Source organism: Lacihabitans sp. LS3-19 (genome assembly GCF_024343575.1).
Classification (GTDB): Bacteria; Bacteroidota; Bacteroidia; order Cytophagales; family Spirosomataceae; genus Leadbetterella.
Genome location: NZ_RJUA01000002.1, coordinates 133,993 through 155,335 on the forward strand (window position 1 = coordinate 133,993; position 21,343 = coordinate 155,335).

Below are 21,343 nucleotides of genomic sequence, written 5' to 3' on the forward strand. Positions count from 1 at the left end.
CAATACAATGAAAAATTTACTAAAAATCGTATTCTTAAGCTCAATATTGGGCACATCATGGGCTCAAAATTCAATAACTACGCCCACAGGAATACCGCTTACTATTGGAAATAACGGGGTTAAACTGGCTAATCTGACCTCAGCTTCAGCAACTACCACCTCAAATAACAAAGCTTTGAGCGTAGATGCTAACGGTAACTTGATTTTGGTTCCTGACAATATAGGAACTTTTCCAAATCCGATCACCACAGGAGTTGGCGTACCACTCACCATCGGAAATAATGGCGTAAAATTAGCCAACCTTACCTCGGCATCAGCCACTTCTACTTCTAACAATAAAGCACTAAGTGTTGATGCGGCAGGAAATATAATTTTAGTGCCAGATAATGTAGGTACTTTTCCGAATCCAATAACGACCGGAGTTGGTGTACCACTTACTATAGGAAACAATGGCGTTCGCTTGGCCAATTTAACCTCTGCCTCAGCTACTACAGCCACCAATGGCAAAGCACTCAGTGTAAATGCCAATGGCGACATTATTTTGGTTCCTGATGTTCAAGGTTCAGGAGGAGGAAATCCCAACTTTACCACAGTAAATGCAAATCTTACTTTTGGAGGAATAAGTGCAGGAGCTATTCTTGTGGCAAATTCTACCGCCGCCTCAAACGCTGTAGGACACACATTGTTGGGATCGAGTGCCGGTGGTGCGATAGGAACAAACCCAACTGTTGCTACCTACGGAAATACGATGATAGGTGCTGCTTCGGGTGGTTTGACCACAAACGGCGGAAATAACAGTTTTTTGGGAATTAGTTCGGGTGTTTATAATACTACAGGGTCATTTAATCAATATTTTGGCTCAGGTGCAGGTGCCAATAACCGCACTGGGGATCATAATGTGATGATTGGATCCAATGCTGGTTATGATGGGGTAGGAACTACGGCCAAAAACTCATCTTATGGCGTATTTATTGGTAATTATACTGGAGCCCAAACTATCGCTAATTTTAACATTGCTATTGGCCATGCGGCTTCATCATACAATACTACGGGTGGAGCGACGGTTGCAATAGGAGGGTATGCAAATGGTCATTCTGCTGCAACAAATAATACCAATTCTGTATTCATAGGCTCACAATCAGGTACTTGGACTGGCACAAATCATGCAGCACCATCCTCCGTTGTGAATAATTTAATTAATGCTACCGCTATAGGCTATCAGGCTCAAGTGACAGTTTCAAATGCTTTAACCCTCGGCGGCGTAGGTGCCAATGCGGTGAAAGTAGGTATAGGGATGCACGATCCTCAGTACCCGCTCGATGTAAAAGGCGTAGTAAATATGCGAGTAGCTTACAATAGCCCAAGTATGAAAATCAACGACCGCGATTTCATGGGAATAGGAGAGGAAGGCGAGTTTTGGGTTTCAAATTTCAAAATGAAATACAGCGATGAGGCCCAATGGTCAGATAAAGTTTTTGATAAAAATTATAAGCTCTTAACTATTCAGGAATTGGATGCCTTCGTTTCAAAAAACAAGCATTTGCCCAATATTCCTTCCGCTGCAGAAGTAGTAAAAAATGGCGTGGACAATACAGAAATGACCTCCAAACTTTTAGAGAAAATAGAGGAGTTGAGTTTGTATATTATTGATTTGGAAAAGAGATTGAGTAAGGTGGAGAAATAAGAAGAGTATTTGTTTTTTAATTGTAAAAATGAAAAAAGCCCTCAAGAAAACAAATCTTGAAGGCTTTTTTGAAAAAAAAACTATCAATTAATCAATAAAAGTAAAAAAGTCTTCTTTCGATCTCCTTACTTTTTTCATGTTTACCAACCAGTCATTTGAAGGATCTCTGTAACCTAGCGTAGCAATAACCGTGCTTTTCAAACCCTTTTCTTTTAGATTTAGCAATTCGTCTAACGCCGCTGGATTAAATCCTTCCATAGGCGTAGCGTCTACTTTTTGTTCTGCCGCCGCAAACAATGCCGCCGCTAAGCTAATATAGGTCTGTCTTGCTAAATGCTCAAAATTCACCTGTGGGTCACGAGGTAAATACATACCCAATATTTGAGCTTTGTATGCATCGGTAGTATTTAAAGGCAATCCTCTTTCGGTGTTGGACCTATCAAAAGCCTCAGATACTCTTTCCTCTGTATAGTTTTCCCATGCAGCAAAAACTAATAAATGAGAACAATCTACGATTTGGCTTTGACCAAAAGCTAATGGTTGGATTTTCTCTAAAATTTCCTTATTAGAAATAACAAAAACCTCGAAAGCTTGTAAACCTGAAGAACTAGGTGCCAATCTTGCCGCTTCTAAAATATAATCAAGTTTTTCCTGAGGTACTTTTTCGCCATTCATTTTTTTAGTGGCATACCTCCATTTCAAATCATCTAATAAACTCATACTTTTTGTTTGTTAATATATGTTTATACATACATTGTAATTGAGCCATTAGTTCCTTGTTTTTAAGAATTTAAAAATTAATTGAAACGGAATGTTTTCAAATTTTTGAAAGATATACTTAAACCTCTTTATGATAGGTTTTTAAGATGGTTATTTGAAAACTCGAATATAATCCACGATCATTCTTTGAGGAAAAACAAGTGTAGCATCAGGATTTCCGGGCCAATTGCCGCCAACTGCTACATTGAAAATAAAGAAAAAATCTTCTCGTAATTCGCTTAAGCCGGCTGGAGTAATATCTATTTTATGAAATTCTTTATCATCTAAGTACCAAGTGATAAATTTCTCGTCCCAAACGATAGAAAACACATGAAATTGGTCATTAAAGGTACCTGAAAGCAATTCCGATTTTCCGCCATATTCGGCGTGTGAGCCAGCGTTGTCCCAGTGCACAGTTCCATATATTGTATCGTCGTCTTGCGGTCCACCAATCATCTCCATAATGTCTATTTCCCCACATCTTGGCCAACTTACCTCATTTATATTTTTGCCCAACATCCATAGTGCTGGCCATATTCCCTTTCCTTTTGGCAATGCCGCCCTTATATCGACTCTTCCGTATTTCTGGTTTATTTTACCTTGTGTTGTTAGTCTTGAAGACGTATATAGTTTTCCTCCAGCAGATTCTTTTTTTGCTTCAATTATCAAATATCCGTCTTTGACAGAGGTATTTTCCTTTTTATAATATTCTAGTTCATTGTTTCCCCAGCCACAATTGCCCGGACAGCCATCTCCCAATTCGTAATTCCAATCTTTTTCATTCAAACTCGTACCTTCAAACTCATCTGCCCAAATTAGACTTAGGTTAGGATAAGTTTTGGGTGTAGAATATCCTTTTTCTGGTATAATGCTTGTTGGGGCGGGTTGATCATTGTCATCATTAGCATTACTAACATATCCAATTGGTTGTTCACAGGATAAGAATTCTTTGTTTTTATCGCCCAAACCATCATTGTCAAGGTCTAAATACCATTTGGTTTGAACGCAAGGTTGTTCGGAATCTCCACATGCTAAAGTGAATAAAAGTAGGACACAAAAGGTTAAAAGTTTTTTTATCATTTATTTAAGGTTTTTGATATAAACAGATTAGAATAGAATTTGTTTGGTTTGAAATAAGTTTTGTCACAATTTTATGAAGTAGGTTTCGTAATTCTTCCTTACTTTATGAACTCTGAATTTCAATTTATCTTGGAAATTAATAATTCACATAAAGCTTTATGTTAGAATTTATTTATAGAATCTTCTGTTAGTTTTTTTATTTAAAAATGCCTAGCTCATTTTTACTTTTATTTCTGCCGAATCAACCATTTGGAAGGTAGCAGAAGCAAATTTTACCTCACCTTTTGTAGCTTCTACTTCTTTCAATATTTGCATGAAAAGTTGCGATTTGGTAATTCGTCTTTTTTTATAGTCTACTACAAACCTGAGTGTGAACTCTACCCAATTGTCGTTACAAATAAGTGAAACCATGGGTTCTGTCTGAGCATCTTCTAAAAGATATTTTTTCTGAAGATTTTTCCAATTTGTATGTGATAGCATGCTTAAGTCACCTATTACATTTTTGCCTACTTTAAGTAAAATTGTATTTACTAAATCATAGTTGCTACCGTATTGAATCGGGATTTTTATTTCGTCCCACAGAAAAGGGAAGTCTCCAGAGTAATTAAATACGGGTTCTTTAAAAATAAAACTATTTGCAATTAAGACTATTCTGCCATTGTAAAGATCGCCGTCTACCCATTGTCCTGTTTCCATAATGGTGGTTCGTAACATACCAATATCCATCACATCACCTCTTATTCCACCTAATTGGACTCTGTCTCCAGACTTGTAAAAACCTCCGAACATAATGGCTAGCCAACCCGCAAATGAGGCAATTACTTCTTGCAAAGAGAATGCAATTCCGGCTCCTGCTACACCCAAGGCCATTGTAAATCCGCCGAGTTTATCACTCCAAAGTATTATAGCAAAAAGAATACTCAAAACAGCGGCTAAGCCTCCGCTTAGTTTTTGTGCTCTGTATCTACTTTCATTATCTTGGATTTTGACAAAGACTTTATTTTTTAAAAGCCTTACTAACAGCCAGATTGTGATGACCCCAAGAAGAAATATCCAGAGTTTTGTGAATGCTAGATTTTGGAAAAATTCTTCGAATTTTATGGCCATATTTTTCTTTTTTTTGCAATCTATAGCCTATATAGATTTCTTGGTATCGATTCTTTAGATAATTTTAAAATTATTGGTCTAGTTCCTGTTTATTAATGATTTGGTTTAAAAAAAACAAAAGATCTTTTACTTTTAAGAGTCTAAGAAAGTTTTCTTAATATCAATATTTGAAGGTAAAGTTTTTATTTTTTTTTAATCAAAAAAATAGGTAAAAGAATGGTTTATTCTACCACTACAATCCCCGATTTAATCAAATTTCCACTTTCAGAACCAAGTTGACCAGTTTTACTATTCATGTGTGCAGAATATACCTCGTTTTTATCTTTTGATTTTACTTCAGCCATTACATAGAAATCTTTGCCTAAAGTAACTTTAGTTTTTAGTACAAAATTATCTTTTGGCGTTTCTGTTTCAGTTAAAGGAGTTTTATCTGTTGCTTTTGCAGCCCAAGTTGGTAATGTTGTTGCTGAAAATGGCGTCATGTCAAAATGACCTTCGCGAGCTTCTTCCTCACTTTCAGGCATGTGAGCTTCTTGACCCGGTACATATAGGTTTTTAACAAAATTATGTGCAGAATCTTCAACCCAAATGGCCATAACGGGTAATTCAGCCTCTTTACTTTTCTCTATTAAAATCCTCAAACTTTGACCTTCTAGGTTTTCATTTGTTTTTACCTCAGTGAAACTCAACATTTCGGCTCTAGGCGGTCTTTTAGGGGCCAGGAATCGACCAGCTTCGGCAACCGGTTCAAGCAATTCTGTAGCTGCAGCTACTAATATGACTATAAAAGAAATTCCAGCAATAATAAACTCTTTTTGGTAAGAACCTGATTTTCTGGATTTTGAATAGCCAACTATAGATGCCCAGTTGTTGATAATATGAAAAATAGCGAATCCTACAAAAAGTAAACCAAAAATGGTATGGGTCATCTCTACAGCGTGGGCTTTTTGTTTGATATAAAGTAAAATACCCGTAATAGAAAGTGCCAAGAAGGCAAACGCAACAGAAAGGCTAATTAGGTTTTTATTTTTCATCTGAAAATATAATAGGTTAGAATTTTTAAAAGGCCAAAAATAGGGATTTATTGTTCTGCTTTAATATAAATTGGATGATTTTCTAAAGAACAAGAATCTGGGTTTAAAAGGATTTAATGTTTTTAAAATTGACTTTCATTCCTTTGTATTTTCATTTCATTTTATTTCACCAATTCCGTCACAGCAGCTTTAGCAGATAGTGCGGCAGTGTTTACAGAGACCCAATCTTCACCATTTGTATAGGCTCCACCTGCAAAGTAGATTTTGTCTGCCACTGATTTGCTGAGTTCTTTTACGGTTTTCCAATCGGCATAGTCTGACATATATCCACCTTTGATAAATGGTTCATTGTTCCAGTTTTGGCTGATGTGTTTGATGTAATTCGGGCTGGCTTGCTTGTCAAATAGTCCATCAAGTTCGTTTAAGACAAAATCTTTTAATGCAGCACTAGAAAGCGTTTGTAGCTCTTTGGCAGGTTTGCCAACAGAGAAAAGGCCTAAAATGTTTTTGGAAGTTTTTTGACCATGACTAGCATTATAATAAATCTTTTGGCCGTCAATTTTGGGACTAATAGAATACTCATGTCCATCACCATAAAAATTCTTAGAAAACTCAAAAAAAGCTTTGAATCCTTCCCAAACTGTGGGGCCAGCAATAGCATCAATTTTTGACTGTGGCAGGTTGGGCGTAAAATTTATGTCTTTGACTTGCAGTATTTTAAGAGGTACAGAAACTATCACTTTGTCTGCCTTATATTCGCCATTTTGAGTTTTTATAAATATTTGATTACCAGAGTAGTCTATTGATTTTACAATAGTGTTGAACTTAATATTTTGGGAAATAGATGGAACAATATATTGCTCGAAAAAATTGTACCAAGAAGAATTTACAAATTTTCTGTCAGGGTCGTCTGCCACTGTTTCTATGTTTATTTTTACTGAAGGGTCATTTACTATCTCTTTGAAGATACCGGAGCTAGTCTCAAGCCATTCGGCACCGAGTGGAATTGGGAAGTCTGCAAAATCAGTGTTGATACGCATTCTGCCGCCGTAAATAGCGGAGGCCTCTAAAATTTCAAAAGGAATCCCGAATTGTTGCAATAAATATCCTGCTGACAAACCACCCGCACCGGCACCTATTATAATAACTTTTCCTTTAAAATTTGGAACGATTACTTCATCTGCTTTACAAGATATAAATGCGGAGTGCACTGGAGCTCCAATACCCAATATTCCGCATATTTTCAGGAATTCTTTTCTGGTCATTTATGATTTTTAATTGTATTCAAACCTAAACGGTGAGTTTTAGGAGTTTAGTTTTAAGGTACTTTTATTTTTTGAAATTGAGTTTAATGAAATTCCCAAAAAAACAAATTTTAAATTGAAAAACTAGGCTAAAAATAGGAATTAAAAAGTTCCAAGGATCACAAATTCTCAATCTACAAATATTTATTTTTTAAAAAATACCCTCCTAAAACCAAAATCAAAGCACCAATCAACCAATACATCCAATAAGATTCTTTTTTTGGTATCTCTACTATTTCCAAAACTTGATTGACATTTTGATTTGTTAAAGTTTGTTGGTGTCCATCTGCCCAAGTTACGGTTATTTGGTCGATTTTGGAGGCAGAACCTAGTCCAAAATGTGTTATTAGCGAGTTTTGTGATAAATGGCTTGAGGCACCTCCATCTATTTCTTTTAAATAAATTGTATCGCCTACTTTTAGTTCTATTTTTGAGCCTACGCCAAAGGCCTCATTATGTACACCTTTAAGTTTGATTTTAAGCCAGTTACCATGAGCGGCATCGTTTCTTATTAATCGGGTAAAAGATTCTGTTGGATAATCCAAAACTGGTTTTTGGTTTACTGTTAATATATCCATGTCTCCATCATTGTCAAAATCAAACAAAACTGAACCACGGCCTATTCCATAGTCGTTGAGGCCTAGGTCGCGGGCTTTTTCTATAAAATTTCCTTTACCTTGGTTTTCAAAATAAAAATCAGCCATTGGCACGCAGTTGGGGTTGAGGTCACCGTTAGACACATAAAGGTCCAAATCGCCATCATGGTCAAAATCGGCAAAATTTGCACCCCAAGATATGGCTATAAAGGTCATGTTGGCATCTTTGGTTTTGTTGGCAAATGGCTTTTCAGGACCTTGGTTTACCATCATATTGTTAAACCTGATGTTTGTGAAATAATAATCCATTAAACCGTCATTATTAATATCGCCAACAGCCGTACCCATAGAATTTATTTTTAGATCCATTTTTTTGATTTCTGCTACATCTCTAAATTTTGCCTTTGGATAAAGGTTTTCTAGTAATAGGTCTGGCGTTCGTTTGTAACCAAAATCATGGTTGATTATAAGGTCTTGGTCGCCGTCGTTGTCAAAATCAGTAAAAACTCCTCCAAAACCGAATCCTTTGTGACTAAGGCCATAATCTTCGTATTCGTCCACAAACTTTTTTCCGCCTTTATTTATGAGTAAATATCCTTTGGCTATTTGGTTGGCTCCTACTACCGTGGCATCGTTTATAAGGCTAAGTTTACCTTCATATTGGTTAAAATAGTTGCCAATATAGAGGTCAGGAAAACCATCAGCATTTACGTCACCAAAACTTGCCGCAGTACAAAAAGAATTAAGGTTTTCAAGTCCAAAATCCTTTGTGGCATCTTTAAAAGTGCCATTACCATTATTAAGGAAAAGTAAGTTTTCAGCTCTTGGTATTTGTTGTTTTTTATTTTTTAGGGTAATGGTTGTAATAAATAAATCTCTAAAGCCGTCTTTGTTTACATCAGCCGCAACCACGCCTTGGGTCACGTAATTTTTTGTTTTTGTAAGGCCTGATTTCTCAAAAACATTGGTAAAAGTGCCATTTTTATTATTAAGAAGTAATTGATCATCAAGCATTCCACTCGTAATGTAGAGGTCTTCATAACCGTCATTGTTTATATCTATCACGCATGCACCACCACCAAACATGCCTTCATATACTTCAAACACATGATTTATTTTTGATTCTTTGGTAACATCAATAAACGTCTTTTGTGAAAATACGCAAAACCCGTTTATTGAAAGAAATAGTACAATTAGTAGGTTTTTTGTTTTCATTGTTGTTTTACAAAAGCTTGTTTAAAATATATAAAATCCGAGTTTTATTTGGTTGGAAATTTGGAGAATAATTAACTCAAAATTGGCTAAAGTTTCATTTTTTCCACTTTAATTTATTTACGTTTTCGGCTATTTCTTTGCCTTTAATTTGACCTGCTAGGTTATCTTGTTGGGTATGAATGCCACCATAAAATCTTGAATCGGCGGTTTCTTGGGCTATTTGCCAGAAAGAACTGAATTTTCTAGGTTTAAAATCTACATCTCGTAATTCATCCCTCCTTCGGCCTAGATGTAGACTGTCTGTTATTTCTATCTTTTCACCAAACATTTCTATAAATACAGTGGCTGCTGCTGCGGCTTGTATGGCATGTCCAGACGGAAAAGCGGGAAAAGGAGGGTCTGGCCAAAACGAATTCCATGCAGAATCTATATTAGCAGGAATGAAGGTATTGGGTCTTTCAGTAAAAAATGCATATTTCCATTTCCAACAATTACGAAATGCATCTGCTAAGCTCATACCCAATCGGGCATAAGTTTCAGCACAAACTATAAGACTCGGTTGTTTAAGTTTAATAACTTGAGTAGCCAAATACCAGCTATGGCCAGGTGGAGTAGGGGTTTCGTCAGGGTCATCTCCCCAATAAAGTGCCGCTTCTTTCTCAGCTTGTGTAAGACTTTTTTCTTTATTATACACTTCTTTAAATTGCTGATAATAAGCAGATTTTGGGTCGGTATTGTAAGGTATGAAATCAGGTTTTGAAACTTCTGAATTGGTTAAGACAAAAGTTCTATTTTCGCCCCAATGTGGGTGCAAAGGATGGTGACTGAAGGATTGTGCATAAAGCGGTGGCTTCCAACCTCCTGTCTTTTCGGCAAACTTCAGTTCTTTATCAAAATTATGCAAATATCCTCTATGTCCACCATCGGTTTTTGACCATTCAAAAATTTGTAATGCAATTTTTTTTCCGAAAGCTTTAGAGCGATCTAATACTTCTTTGTCTTCTTTAAAGTTATCTTCAAGAAGGATTTCTAATGAATCAATTTTTAGCTTATTTTGGTCAGAGGTTTGGATATAAATATTTCTTAAAATTTCTGCTTGCCCCGCATTGAGAGCAATTTTCCAATCGTACTTAAGATTTGGGTTTGGTTTTTCTAAGTCAATTAAACCATTCACTTGTCCTGCCATTGATTGGTATTCTGGGTAGCCATTTACAATAGATTCATACATTGTGAGTCCAATATAACCCAATGTTCTAGAAGCAAAGGTAGGGGAGTTTGCTGGCGTGTTTTTTAATATATAAATGGTCATTTCGCCCCATTTGATAGTCAATTCTTGCTCAGAAATAATTGCCTTTTTTTTGCATGAAACTATGCTGAAAATTAACAATAAACCTATTAACCCTCTTTTCATTGATATTTATATGCTTTTAATTTTCCCTGATTTATTCCAAAATACAAGGTATTGTTAATATTTACAACACTTTTTACATCTCCCCAGAGATTAAGGCCAGAAACATATTGAGGTAAATAAGTAAACTGTCCTTTGCCATTTCCTTTTAATGCGGTGCCATAGTTTGCATCAAATTTCCCCAAACGAAGTTTAGCATAGCTATTGTTACCCGCCAATATCAAATCTTGGTTTCCGTCATTATTAAAATCTTGTATTGAAATTGCGTTGACAGAAGAATATTGTGCTTGAATGGGCAATTGTGCTATTTCAAATTTTCCTTCTTTAGTGCTCAAAAATAGGGTAGTAGCCAATAGGTTAGCTTCCAAATGTTGGGCGTCTTTGAGTTCGTCCGAACTGAATATTTCAGTCATTATTACCTTAGAAAAACTCTCGTAATTGGTATAATTTGGCCTTTTGTAAGAGAGTTGGTTGAGTAGCTCATCACGCGTTACAAAAGGATAAGACTTGCCTTGGATATAATAACATAGGATGGGGTCTATCGAACCATTATTGTCAAAATCTTTGGCGTACATTTCCATAGGTTCCTTTTCAGAAACTTTCATTTGGATATTTAGTCCGGCGTTCCCGATTAACAAATCAGGTTTTTTGTCATTGTTAAAATCACCAATGGCTATTTTATTCCACCAACCTGAATATTTTTTATTAAAATATTTATCCGTTTGATTTTCTAATTTATTGTTTTTTATTTCAAAAACTGTAACTGGCATAAATTCTCCGACTATTACCAATTCATCAATTTTGTCGCTATCCAAGTCCATCCATGCGGCATCTGTTACCATTCCAAGATTATTTAATTCAGAACAGAAGGTTTGGGTTTGGTCAGTGAATCCACCTTTTTTGTTATTGATTAAAATATAATTCTTCGGAGTTTTTGGATATTGACCTGGAATAACTCTAGTCCCAATAAACATATCTTGGTAGCCGTCTTTGTTGATATCCTGCATTCTTACGCAAGATTTACTTCCGGCCAATTTTGGAAAAGGGACTTTTTTGAAGGTATTGTTGCCTTGGTTAATATATAATCTGTCTTGGAGTAAACTATCATTTTCAGTTAAAGAACCATAACCGCCGCTTAATACCAAAATGTCGTTTTTCTGGTCATTGTTTGCGTCAAATATTTGAATATCTGCATCTAAGAAAGCCTTGTCTTTTTCTAAATCAGGAATAGCCAATGCTTTGAAAGTCTGATTGCTTTGCTGTAAATAAATTTTGGCTGCTTGATTTTTTCCACCTCCTAAAAAAATATCCTCTAGTTTATCTCCATTAAGGTCACCTTTGCTCATACAAGGCCCTGTAAAAGACAATTGCTGAGGTAAAAGCAATTGCCTTTCAAAATCGTTTACGGTTTCATTCTGGTTTTCAAAATCAATATTGGATGAGATTTCTGTAAATAATTTTGTTGGTAGCTTAGGCATATTTAAATTCAAATTTGCCAGAGATTCTTCTAAAGTAAGAACTTGATTCGTTTTGGTTTTACCCAATTTTTGAGATTTACCACTGTTCCAAGTTACAATTATAGAATCTATTTCTGTGGCTGTCCCCAATCCAAAATTAATGATTGGAGAAACCGATGATAAATAACCTCTAGCTAAATATTGTTCAGTTTGTTGCATTTTGCCATTCTGGAAAATCTGAACTTTCGCACCGATTCCTTGCGTGTTGCCATTGCTGCCTTTTAGGTTTATTTTTAAATAATTAGCAGATTGATTTGCTTCGTTTTGATATAAAAAAACAGGTTGATTGATATTGCTAATCAAAACATCTAAATCGCCGTCATTGTCAAAATCAGCATAAATAGCCCCATTAGAGTTTGAAGCTCGCTCCATTCCCCAGTTTTTTGTTTTGTTTTTAAAACTCAGGTCGCCATTGTTTTTGAAAATAAAGTTAGACACGTTTGATGCAGGCATTTGTTTGATGATTTCCAAAACGTCTTCACGCTGTAATCTGCCTTTAAGTGCCACGTAGTTTTCCATGTATTTGATAAAATCCAGATTGGTATAATCTCTCAAATACCCATTGGTTATCATGAGATCTTTTAGGCCATCATTGTCATAATCGGCTAATAATGCCGACCAACTCCAATCTGTGTTTGAAACTCCCGCCAATTGCCCGATTTCTGAAAAAGTACCGTTGCCATTGTTGAGCTGGAACATATTACGCATGTATTGGTAATAGAAACCACTTCGAACATTTTGCTCAAACTTAGCAAAATTATCAGGAGCCAAAAGTAGTTTTTGACGCATATTATCTTCGGGAAGCATGTCAAGCGTAAAAACATCTGTAAAACCATCGTTATTGATGTCTGCCACATCATTTCCCATAGAAAACTGACTTGTGTGACCCATGGAAGTAGATAGCTTATTGGTAAATGTGCCGTTTTTGTTGTTGATATATAGATAATCAGGCACTGAATAATCGTTGGAAACATAAAAGTCTGGCCATCCGTCATTGTCTAAGTCGGATATGCCTATTCCAAGACCATAGCTGAGTTCCGATCCATTTATTTTAGCAGCTATAGTTTGGTCAGTAAACTTTCCTCCATTGTTTTTAAAAAGTCGAAGACCCATTTCTGGACTGTCTTTTTTTAAAAGTTCGGCAGTGCCAGTTTCATTTAAAAGAGGTAAGTTTTTGGGATTGTGGTTGAGCATTAGCATATCCAAATCGCCGTCTTTGTCATAGTCAAAAAAGTAGGCTTGATTGCTAAATCCGCTATGGTCAAGGCCATATTCTGCGGCTTTTTCTTCAAATATAGGTACGCCAGAGGCGTTGTTTCCAATATTAATAAAGAGTTGGTTGGTTCGTTTTTCAGCAGGTAAAGAACCTGAATAACATACATAAATGTCCATTTTGCCATCGGCGTTGATATCCACAGCACTTACTCCAGTTTTCCATGGTCCAGGTCTACCTTCAGTGCCAGATTCTTTGGTCCAATCTTCAAAATGCATCTGACCTTTATTTAGGTAAAGTTTGTTTTCACCCATGTTTGAAGTGAAATAAACATCCAAAAGTCCATCTGAATTAAAATCTGCCGTACTTACTCCAGCACCATTATAAAAATACTCATACATCAAGATATTGGTATTCAGCCCTTCCTCTAAATTGTTTTGAAACCCAAGATTGGTTTGTTCATTGTTAAGCAAAGTAAATAATGCCTGTTCGTCAGAATCTGAATTCTCTTCAGTATTTTCTTTACAAGCTAATATTCCTAATAGTAAAAGAATGGCTAAGATAAATGGGTATTTGAAAATCATTTTTTTATTTAAAAGAAAAAATCTATCCCAAAAATAGGGATAGATTTCTGTTTCCATCAAGTGATTGAATAAATATTAATAGGCTGGATTTTGAACCAACTTAGTATTTCTATTAACCTCGTCTCTACTGAATGGTCTGAAATACATTTTGTCATTCCATTTTCGAGTTTCGTTTTCGGTATTATCCACCGGAGTATAGGTATAAGTATATTTTGAAGTATCATACTTATACGGTTTGTTCGGTGTAGCACCTGGTTTCAATTTAGCTACAATATTTATTGTTTTTATTCCTCTTCCTAAGGTAGAAGGGGCTATTAACCATCTACGGGCATCATGGTAGCGGTGTTCTTCATACACCAATTCCACACGTCTTTCGTTTCGGTATCTGTCTTTTAAAGCAGCTCCAGAATCAGTTATAGCTGGCATACCTGCTCTAAATCTGATTTTGTTTAGCCAATTTTTGGCCTCTCCGTCTTCTCCCAATTCGATACAGGCTTCTGCATAATTAAGTACAGCTTCTGTATATCTAATAAATGGCCATGGAACAGTTTGAGCACTCGATTGATTATCAGCTAACGCAGGATTATGGTCGATAAATTTGCCTGCATAATAATGCGTACGGCTACCGTTCCAATTTTCAACTGCAGACTCTCTTGTATCAATTCCGTTAATTAAACCACCAGCACCGTCATCATAGTAACCTGTTTGAATTTGGTTTGCTGGATCAAGAGCCGCAACGTCAGAAGGCCTTGGCTTCCAGTCAGCACCATCATAAAGTATAGTAGCATAAAAACGTGGGTCGCGACCTGTATAAGGTGCTGCTTTATGCTCCGCTTTATCCCAACTAAACTTCGAACCGTCCATCATTTCGTAATCATCCACCAATTGTTGGATTGGCGTATTTCCTGCCCAGTTATGATATCCATTTGGTCCATTGTTGATGCCATAGTGAATTCCTCCCAAAGGCCAGTTGTCTTCCTGAGTATACAATGGCGTATGAGTTCTTTGGAAAATAAGCTCAGAAGCTGCAGCTGCATCACTTGCAGCACTTTGGCCTCCCATTGCAATGGCTTTATAGTTATCTTTACCTTCTGCTGGGCTTACTGGAGCTGTTAGATTAAGTTTATAACCACTTCCCGCATCTAAAACAGCCTTTGCAGCAGCTTTTGCCGCTTGCCATCTGGCTGTTCTGTCACCTGCAGTATATGCCACAAGATCAATGTTTGAAAAAGAAGCTAAACCTGGAGCTTTTGCTTTTAATTGAGCCCCATCGTGCATATCACTAGCTGCATACAACAATACTCTTGATTTCAAAGCTAAAGCACTCAATTTTGTTGCTCTACCCGGAGTTTCAGCCTTCCCATCTAATAAAGTGATCGCTTTATCAAGATCCGCAGTGATAAATTTCACACACTCATCGTAAGAGTTTCTCGCTGCTGAATAATCATCATCCAATCCGTAAGGTTTATCTATAATTGGAACACCGCCATAGAATCTTACTAATTGCTGATAATAATATGCTCTTAGAAAATGTGCTTCACCCATTAATCTATCCTTAAGCGTTTTATCTGCAAAAGTAGAAGTTGGCAATCTGTCCAAAGCTATATTTGCTTGACGTATTGCAAGGTACATATTTCCCCATTCGTAAGTTCCACTAAACCATGCAAGACTTGAAGGGCTTTCAGTGCCCTCATTGAATGGGTTAATATTCCTACCAGCGTGCGTAAACATTGCTTCGTCAGTATATGCTGCTAGGGCTTGCTCTTCAAATCCTCCATATCCTAAAAAAGAATATACGTTGAAAATGAAAGCTTCTGACAATGGCCCATCGCCCCAAGTAGCCTCACTTGATATTTTGTCTAGCGGTTGGGTATTTAAGAATCCTTTATCACAAGAAAACATTAAAACCATTATCGCTGTAACTAGGCCAATTTTTATTTTTATTTTTTTCATATTCCCAGTTTTTTAAAAAGTTAAACTTAAGCCTGTGTTAATTACACGAGATTGTGGATAATAAACTCCACTTCCCGTAGTTGATTCAGGGTCAAACACTTTTGATTTTGCAATTGTAAAAAGATTAAGCCCATTTACATAAACTCTTAAACTTCCAATTTTTGCTCTCTGAACGATATTAGCTGGAAGGGTATATCCAAACTCCATGTTTTTCAATCTTATGTAATCTTTACTGAACAAATAATAGGTATTATCTCCAAAATTACCACCTGTAAAGTATGTATCTCCACGACTTGCAAGTCTAGGGTCAACTTCACTAGGATTATCTATTGACCAACGGTGATCATAACTATATTTGGTAAAATTTCCAATATCTCCTGATTCTGTCTGGAATCTGATTGACGCACCTGCTGCACCTTGAAACAAGATATTTAGGTCAAAACCTTTGTATCTGAAATCAAAGGTTGAACCAAAGTTGAATGTAGGTGTAATGTTTTGATCTAATCTCACTCTATCATTAGCGTCTATTTTACCATTAGCATCAACATCTTGGAATTTCATATCACCAGGGATTAATTGAGAAGTAACAGCACTATAATCTACTTTGTTTGCATCAATTGCTGCTTGGTCTTTAAATACTCCATCGTATTTATATACTAAATATGCACCAATTGGTTTTCCTTCTTTTAATTGATAATCTGGAGCACCAGGAATTTCATCCATATAAACTACACGATTTTTTGCATATCCGCCATTAATAGCAGCTCTAAATTGTAAAGTGTTTGATGCTTTATTATTGTATCCAACATTAAATTCAAATCCTTTGTTGTCAACTTTTCCAGCATTCACAGGAGGTAGCAATGAGTTAATACCAGATGAAGCTGGCGTAGAGCCTGTTTTCTGAATCAAGATTTGATCTCGGTGATTGTAGAAATACTCAAAAGTGAAATCTATCATACCATTTTTCAACGTTCCATCAAGACCAATGTTGTAATTATTAGCTCTTTCCCATGTGAAATTAGGGTTTGCTAAAATTGTTTCTTTCAAAGTTGTCACTACTTGGTTGTTAATAGGATAGGCACCAAAACCGTAAGTAGATAAATATGCATATTCTTGTAATTCACCATCGTCAACTACACCATTTCCATTTTTATCAAAGGTAACTTGGTCATTACCCATTTGGCCATAGGAAGCTCTTAGTTTTAAATAATCAATTGTTTTAGATTTGAAGAATTTTTCGTTTGAAATATTCCAACCTAACAATAAACCTGGAAAGAAACCAAATCTTGAACTTTCAGGAAATATATAAGAGCCATCATAACGACCAATATATTCCACTAAATATTTTTCTTTATAGTTATATTGAGCTCTACCATAATAACCTAATCGAGCCCTTTCATAAGCACTACCTCCAGTATTTTGTTGAAGAGAACCTCCAGCAAACAATTGGTCAACTGCTGCAGAAATATAATTTCTTCTGTATGCATTGAAATTTTCACCTTTGAACGTTTCTTTAGTTACACCTAATAAGGCACTAAAGTTATGATCAGTACCAAATTTTTTGTCATAATTAAGCATTGCTGACATATTGGTATTCAAAACTGAACTGAAACCTTGGTATAATCTTGGGTCTTTAAAGTTAGATCTTACAGCACCTACTAAGAGTGGAGTTTTTCCATCTGCCTCATAACTTGCTTTATCCCAATAATATAAACTCCACGGCGTTTGCCAAGTTTTTGTTGTATTATTGTTTTTGTCAATCGAGCCCGATAGTGTCAATTTCAATCCGCTAATCCATGGGTTTGTAATATTAATAGCACCATTTGTTTGAGTATAATCAGTAGGTGAGTCTTGGTAACCTGTGGCATTGGTTGTAATCACATAAGGATTTTGCCCGTTTTCTATATCAGGACCTGGCAGGCCATTTGGCCAAACCTCCGGCTCAGTCGGACGTCCTCTCATCAACATTCTAAAAATAGATCCTGCACTTTCTGTTGGATACCTTCTTTGCTCTCGTCTAACCATTATACCTAAACTCGTATTAATGTACTTATTAACTTTAGCATCCATGTTTGTTCTAAAGTTATATTGATTATAATTTGTAGCAGAGTTTTTGTAATAAGCATCTTGATGAACATATCCTAAAGAGGCCATGTATTTAATATTGTCTGATCCTCCTGACAATTGAAGATTATGTCTCGATTGTGGTGACCAGTTTTTAAATGCATCAGCAAACCAATCAGTATTAGGATATCCCCAAGGATCTGAACCATTTTGGTATTTTTGAACAGCATCTGGGCTGTAATTGGCATTCACAGGATTAACACCAGCAGTTGGTGAATTATAAACGCCACTAGTTTTTATTGCATTCCAAGCATTTCCCCACTCTCCTACAGGAATAGTTTTGTAAATTGGCAACTCATTCATGATATTGGCATATTCAACTGAGCTGGACATTTTTGGAATAACTGTGGGTTGAGAAAAACCTTGGTTAAAGTCATAAGTAACTGTCGGCTTACCTGACTTGCCTCTTTTAGTTGTAACTAGTATCGCTCCGTTTGCAGCTCTTGCACCATAAATGGCGGCAGAAGCATCTTTTAGGACTGAGATAGATTCGATATCTCTAGGATTTAGCCTTCCTAATCCTCCATCTCTGTCAGGAATTCCATCAATTACGATTAGAGGACTGCTGTTTCCTAATGTGTTTGTACCACGAATTGAAACTTTAGCTCCATCATTTCCAGGTTCTCCCGAAGACTGAATTACCACTAAACCAGGTAAACGACCAGCAAGGGAGTTGGACATGTCAACAGAGGGCGACTTAATCAATTTGTCACCTTGAACGGAAACAACAGCACCTGTTACTGTAACTTTTTTCTGAGTTCCATAGGCTACAACAACGACTTCCTCAAGATTTGCAGCGTCTGGAGCCATTGAAATATTTATCATTGATTGGCTACCTACCTCTACTTCTTTTGAAGCATAACCTACAAATGAAAATACCAAAATTGGATTGTTTCCCGTCACATTCATTGAAAAAGCACCGTTCATGTCTGTAATAGCCCCATTGAAGGTTCCTTTTTCTGTAACTGTAACACCCGGCAATCCAGTACCAGTTTCATCGGTTACTTTTCCTTTTACATCTCTTGCAAAAGACATGCTACCAAGAGAAATAACCAATAGCAGACTAAGAATGATTTTGAAGGATGAGTTGCCGAGTTTCCAGGGTATAGACCTCACACCTTTTTGGTTGAGTAAATGTGTCATCATCATAGACAATTAATTAAAGGTTTAAAAATGATTATTAGACCAAAAACAAGTAAAATATGTAGACAAGCCGATACCGCAATTTCAGGATTTGCAGAAACAAACTAGTTTTATTTTTAGTATGATTAAGGTCGTACATCAAAGTTAAGAAGATTAATGTCGAATAAAAATCTTTATTTTATCGTATTTAATCATGAAATAGTAAAACTATTACCAAAAGGTGCTAAAGTGTGTTTTTTACAGTATTTTTGCTTTGTGCAAACATTTGCACAAATTAATTTTTATTTTAGCCAACATTTTGAAAAAAAATAATGAAAACAGAGGTAAATATAAAGGCTATTGCAGAAGCATTGAATGTTTCAATTTCCACTGTATCAAGGGCTTTGCGAAATAATCCAAGGATTGGGGTAAAGACAAAAGAGCGGGTATTAGCTAAAGCAGCAGAGTTAAAATATGTAGCAAATCCTGCAACGATGTTTTTACATGGTAAAAATACCAATGTAGTTGGAGTGATTGTCCCTTCATTGAGCGAAGAGTTTTTTTTTAGTGTAATTAAGCATTTGGAGGACGAAGTTGAATCTGAGGGCTATTCGATTTTTGTAGTTCAAAGTAGGGATGAAAAACTAAGGCAAAATAATGCTATTGATTTGTTTTTAAAATATAGGGTCGATGGAATTGTAGTTTCTTTAGCAGCTGAAACTAATAATTATGAAAAATTCAAAAAGGTTGAAGATTTTGGAATTCCGGTTGTGTTTTTTGATCGAGTGCCAAGAAGTTTTTCATCGCATCAAATAAAATGCGGAATTGAGCAAGGTGCGAAAGAAACCATGGCTTTTTTAAAAGCTAAAAACAGAAAAAAAATTGCATTAATTAATGGACCATCAAACTTGGCCGCTTCCGATGATAGACTCAATGGATATTTGAAAGGACTAAAAGAACTAAATATGTTTAGTTCGCCAACCTTAATAAAATCATGCGATTTAACTAAAACGAGTGCAGCTGAAGCAATGAAAAGTCTATTGTTGCAAGAAATAGTTCCAGATGCGGTTTTTACTTTTAATGACTATGTGGCTTTGTACGCAATGCAGGAATGTAAAAAAAATAACATTGCTCCGAATAAAGATATTCTTTTTTCAAGCTACGCAAATTTACCAATAACAACTTTAATGGATAACCCACCTTTAACCTCAGTGGAACAATTTCCTGATAAAATTGGAATAGAAACAGCAAACCTTTTGTTGTCATTAATGAAAGAAGGTGCCGATATTAAAAATCATCAATCTATAGTGGTTGAAACTAAGCTTGTGGTGCATTAGTCACAGAGTTGGGGATTTTAAAGTGCTTTCTTGCGAATTCTTAAAAAATTGATTGGATTGAAAATGAGGAAAAAGATATTTTTAATAATTTCTGCATTGGTTTTTGGGTTAGCAGTCTATTTTGTTTTAGACAAAGCTAAGGTTTTCTCTGAGCCTGAGGTTATTATGCCTTTGACAAAATCTTGGGAAAAAGTGGTGCCTAATCAAAAAGTACCAGAAGGTTTGATTTCTTTGAGGTCAGAGGACTGTGGAACTTGTCATGTGGAGTATTACAATGAATGGAAAACATCTACACATGCTCAGGCATGGAAAGATCCGCAGTTTCAGGCAGAACTTAAGAAAGATTCTAGTCCTTTTATGTGTATTAATTGCCATGTGCCGCTTCAAAACCAACAAGAATATATCATCAAAGGCTTAATAAATGGAGATATTTATAAACCTGTAAAAGAAAAAAATCCTGAATTTGACAAAGAATTGCAGCAAGAAGGCATAAACTGTGTAAGCTGCCATTTAAGAAATAATGCTATAATAGGGCCCAATGGAAGTACTTTGGCTCCTCATAAAGTAATTAAAGACCCCGATCATCTTTCTGAAACATTGTGTATTAGCTGCCATAATGCCAATGCGGTGGTTACACCTACTTTGGCTTGTACTTTTCAAACGGGTGATGAATGGAAGGCTGGGCCGTTTTTTGGCAAAAAGAACTGTATTAGTTGCCACATGCCCGAGACTCATCGACCCTTAATGCCGGGATTTCCTGCCAAAAAGAGCCATTTTCATAATTTCCCTGCCTCTGGAATTCCGAAATTTGAAAATCAAGGAGCTACAATGTTAAAAAGCTTGGATTTTATAGAAAGTAAAATGAAAAGTACTTACAAAGTTTCGGATAGTTTGAATTTTATTTTAACCCTAAAAAATGCACATGCAGGCCATAGAGTGCCATCAGGAGATCCTGAAAGATTTATTTTGATAGATATGTTTTTGAAAGATGCTCAAGGAAAAACGATTGCCAAGTCCAATGGAAGAATAGGGGAGACTTGGGAATGGCACCCTGTAGCCAAGAAACTTTCTGATAATAATTTGAATCCAGGCGAGTCTCGAGATTATAAAATAAGCAAAGTTTTAGATGTAAAAGGTAAATATAAATTGGAAGTTGTAGTTACAAAACATAGAATTTCTGACGAAGCGGCCGAATATAACAAGCTAGGGAAAGAATATCCTAGGTTTATCACAATTTTTGAGAAAAACTTTGATTTCGAAGTAAAGTGATTTAATGTTCAAAAAAAAGGTTAATCTTTTGGTTTAA

13 protein-coding genes are annotated in these 21,343 nt (G+C 35.9%); 3 read left to right on the forward strand and 10 right to left on the reverse strand.

Annotation, left to right across the window (positions count from 1 at the left end; all coding sequences use genetic code 11):
* Positions 1–7 precede the first annotated feature (7 nt).
* Complete coding sequence (locus EGI22_RS02960; RefSeq protein WP_255066269.1) at positions 8–1,684, forward strand: hypothetical protein; 1,677 nt, start codon at positions 8–10, stop codon at positions 1,682–1,684.
* Positions 1,685–1,771: 87 nt separating this feature from the next.
* On the opposite strand, the gene EGI22_RS02965 is transcribed toward EGI22_RS02960, so the two are convergent.
* The 10 genes from EGI22_RS02965 to EGI22_RS03010 form a co-directional block, all read right to left on the reverse strand.
* On the reverse strand, positions 1,772–2,404 hold the full coding sequence (locus tag EGI22_RS02965) for a nitroreductase family protein (protein ID WP_255066271.1): 633 nt from the start codon (positions 2,402–2,404) through the stop codon (positions 1,772–1,774).
* A 150-nt stretch (positions 2,405–2,554) separates the two neighbouring features.
* Positions 2,555–3,523 (reverse strand): family 16 glycosylhydrolase, encoded by a 969-nt coding sequence (locus tag EGI22_RS02970; RefSeq protein WP_255066273.1) that lies wholly within the window; start codon positions 3,521–3,523, stop codon positions 2,555–2,557.
* Positions 3,524–3,733: 210 nt separating this feature from the next.
* Positions 3,734–4,630, reverse strand: a complete 897-nt coding sequence (locus EGI22_RS02975) for a mechanosensitive ion channel family protein (protein ID WP_255066275.1) — start codon at positions 4,628–4,630, stop codon at positions 3,734–3,736.
* 221 nt (positions 4,631–4,851) lie between these two features.
* Positions 4,852–5,664 carry a DUF4405 domain-containing protein gene (locus tag EGI22_RS02980; protein WP_255066277.1) on the reverse strand — a complete coding sequence of 271 codons (813 nt, stop codon included), beginning with the start codon at positions 5,662–5,664 and terminating at the stop codon, positions 4,852–4,854.
* A 161-nt stretch (positions 5,665–5,825) separates the two neighbouring features.
* Positions 5,826–6,929, reverse strand: a complete 1,104-nt coding sequence (locus EGI22_RS02985; RefSeq protein WP_255066278.1) for an FAD-dependent oxidoreductase — start codon at positions 6,927–6,929, stop codon at positions 5,826–5,828.
* 173 nt (positions 6,930–7,102) lie between these two features.
* Positions 7,103–8,779 carry a CRTAC1 family protein gene (locus EGI22_RS02990; RefSeq protein ID WP_255066280.1) on the reverse strand — a complete coding sequence of 559 codons (1,677 nt, stop codon included), beginning with the start codon at positions 8,777–8,779 and terminating at the stop codon, positions 7,103–7,105.
* 94 nt (positions 8,780–8,873) lie between these two features.
* Positions 8,874–10,190, reverse strand: coding sequence for a vanadium-dependent haloperoxidase (locus tag EGI22_RS02995; protein WP_255066281.1), 1,317 nt, complete (start codon positions 10,188–10,190; stop codon positions 8,874–8,876).
* On the reverse strand, positions 10,187–13,501 hold the full coding sequence (locus tag EGI22_RS03000; RefSeq protein ID WP_255066282.1) for a VCBS repeat-containing protein: 3,315 nt from the start codon (positions 13,499–13,501) through the stop codon (positions 10,187–10,189). The genes EGI22_RS02995 and EGI22_RS03000 overlap by 4 nt, the downstream gene beginning before the upstream one ends.
* A 75-nt stretch (positions 13,502–13,576) precedes the next feature.
* Entirely contained in the window at positions 13,577–15,454 is a 1,878-nt protein-coding gene (locus tag EGI22_RS03005) for a RagB/SusD family nutrient uptake outer membrane protein (protein ID WP_255066285.1), read from the reverse strand.
* A gap of 12 nt (positions 15,455–15,466) precedes the next feature.
* Positions 15,467–18,727: a TonB-dependent receptor gene (locus tag EGI22_RS03010; protein ID WP_310588116.1), complete on the reverse strand. Its 3,261-nt coding sequence runs from the start codon at positions 18,725–18,727 to the stop codon at positions 15,467–15,469.
* Positions 18,728–19,032: 305 nt separating this feature from the next.
* Between EGI22_RS03010 and EGI22_RS03015 the strand changes: the two genes are divergently transcribed.
* Both EGI22_RS03015 and EGI22_RS03020 read left to right on the forward strand, forming a co-directional pair.
* Positions 19,033–20,037, forward strand: a complete 1,005-nt coding sequence (locus EGI22_RS03015) for a LacI family DNA-binding transcriptional regulator (protein WP_255066287.1) — start codon at positions 19,033–19,035, stop codon at positions 20,035–20,037.
* 63 nt (positions 20,038–20,100) lie between these two features.
* Positions 20,101–21,306: a cytochrome c family protein gene (locus EGI22_RS03020; RefSeq protein WP_255066289.1), complete on the forward strand. Its 1,206-nt coding sequence runs from the start codon at positions 20,101–20,103 to the stop codon at positions 21,304–21,306.
* Positions 21,307–21,343: the final 37 nt, after the last annotated feature.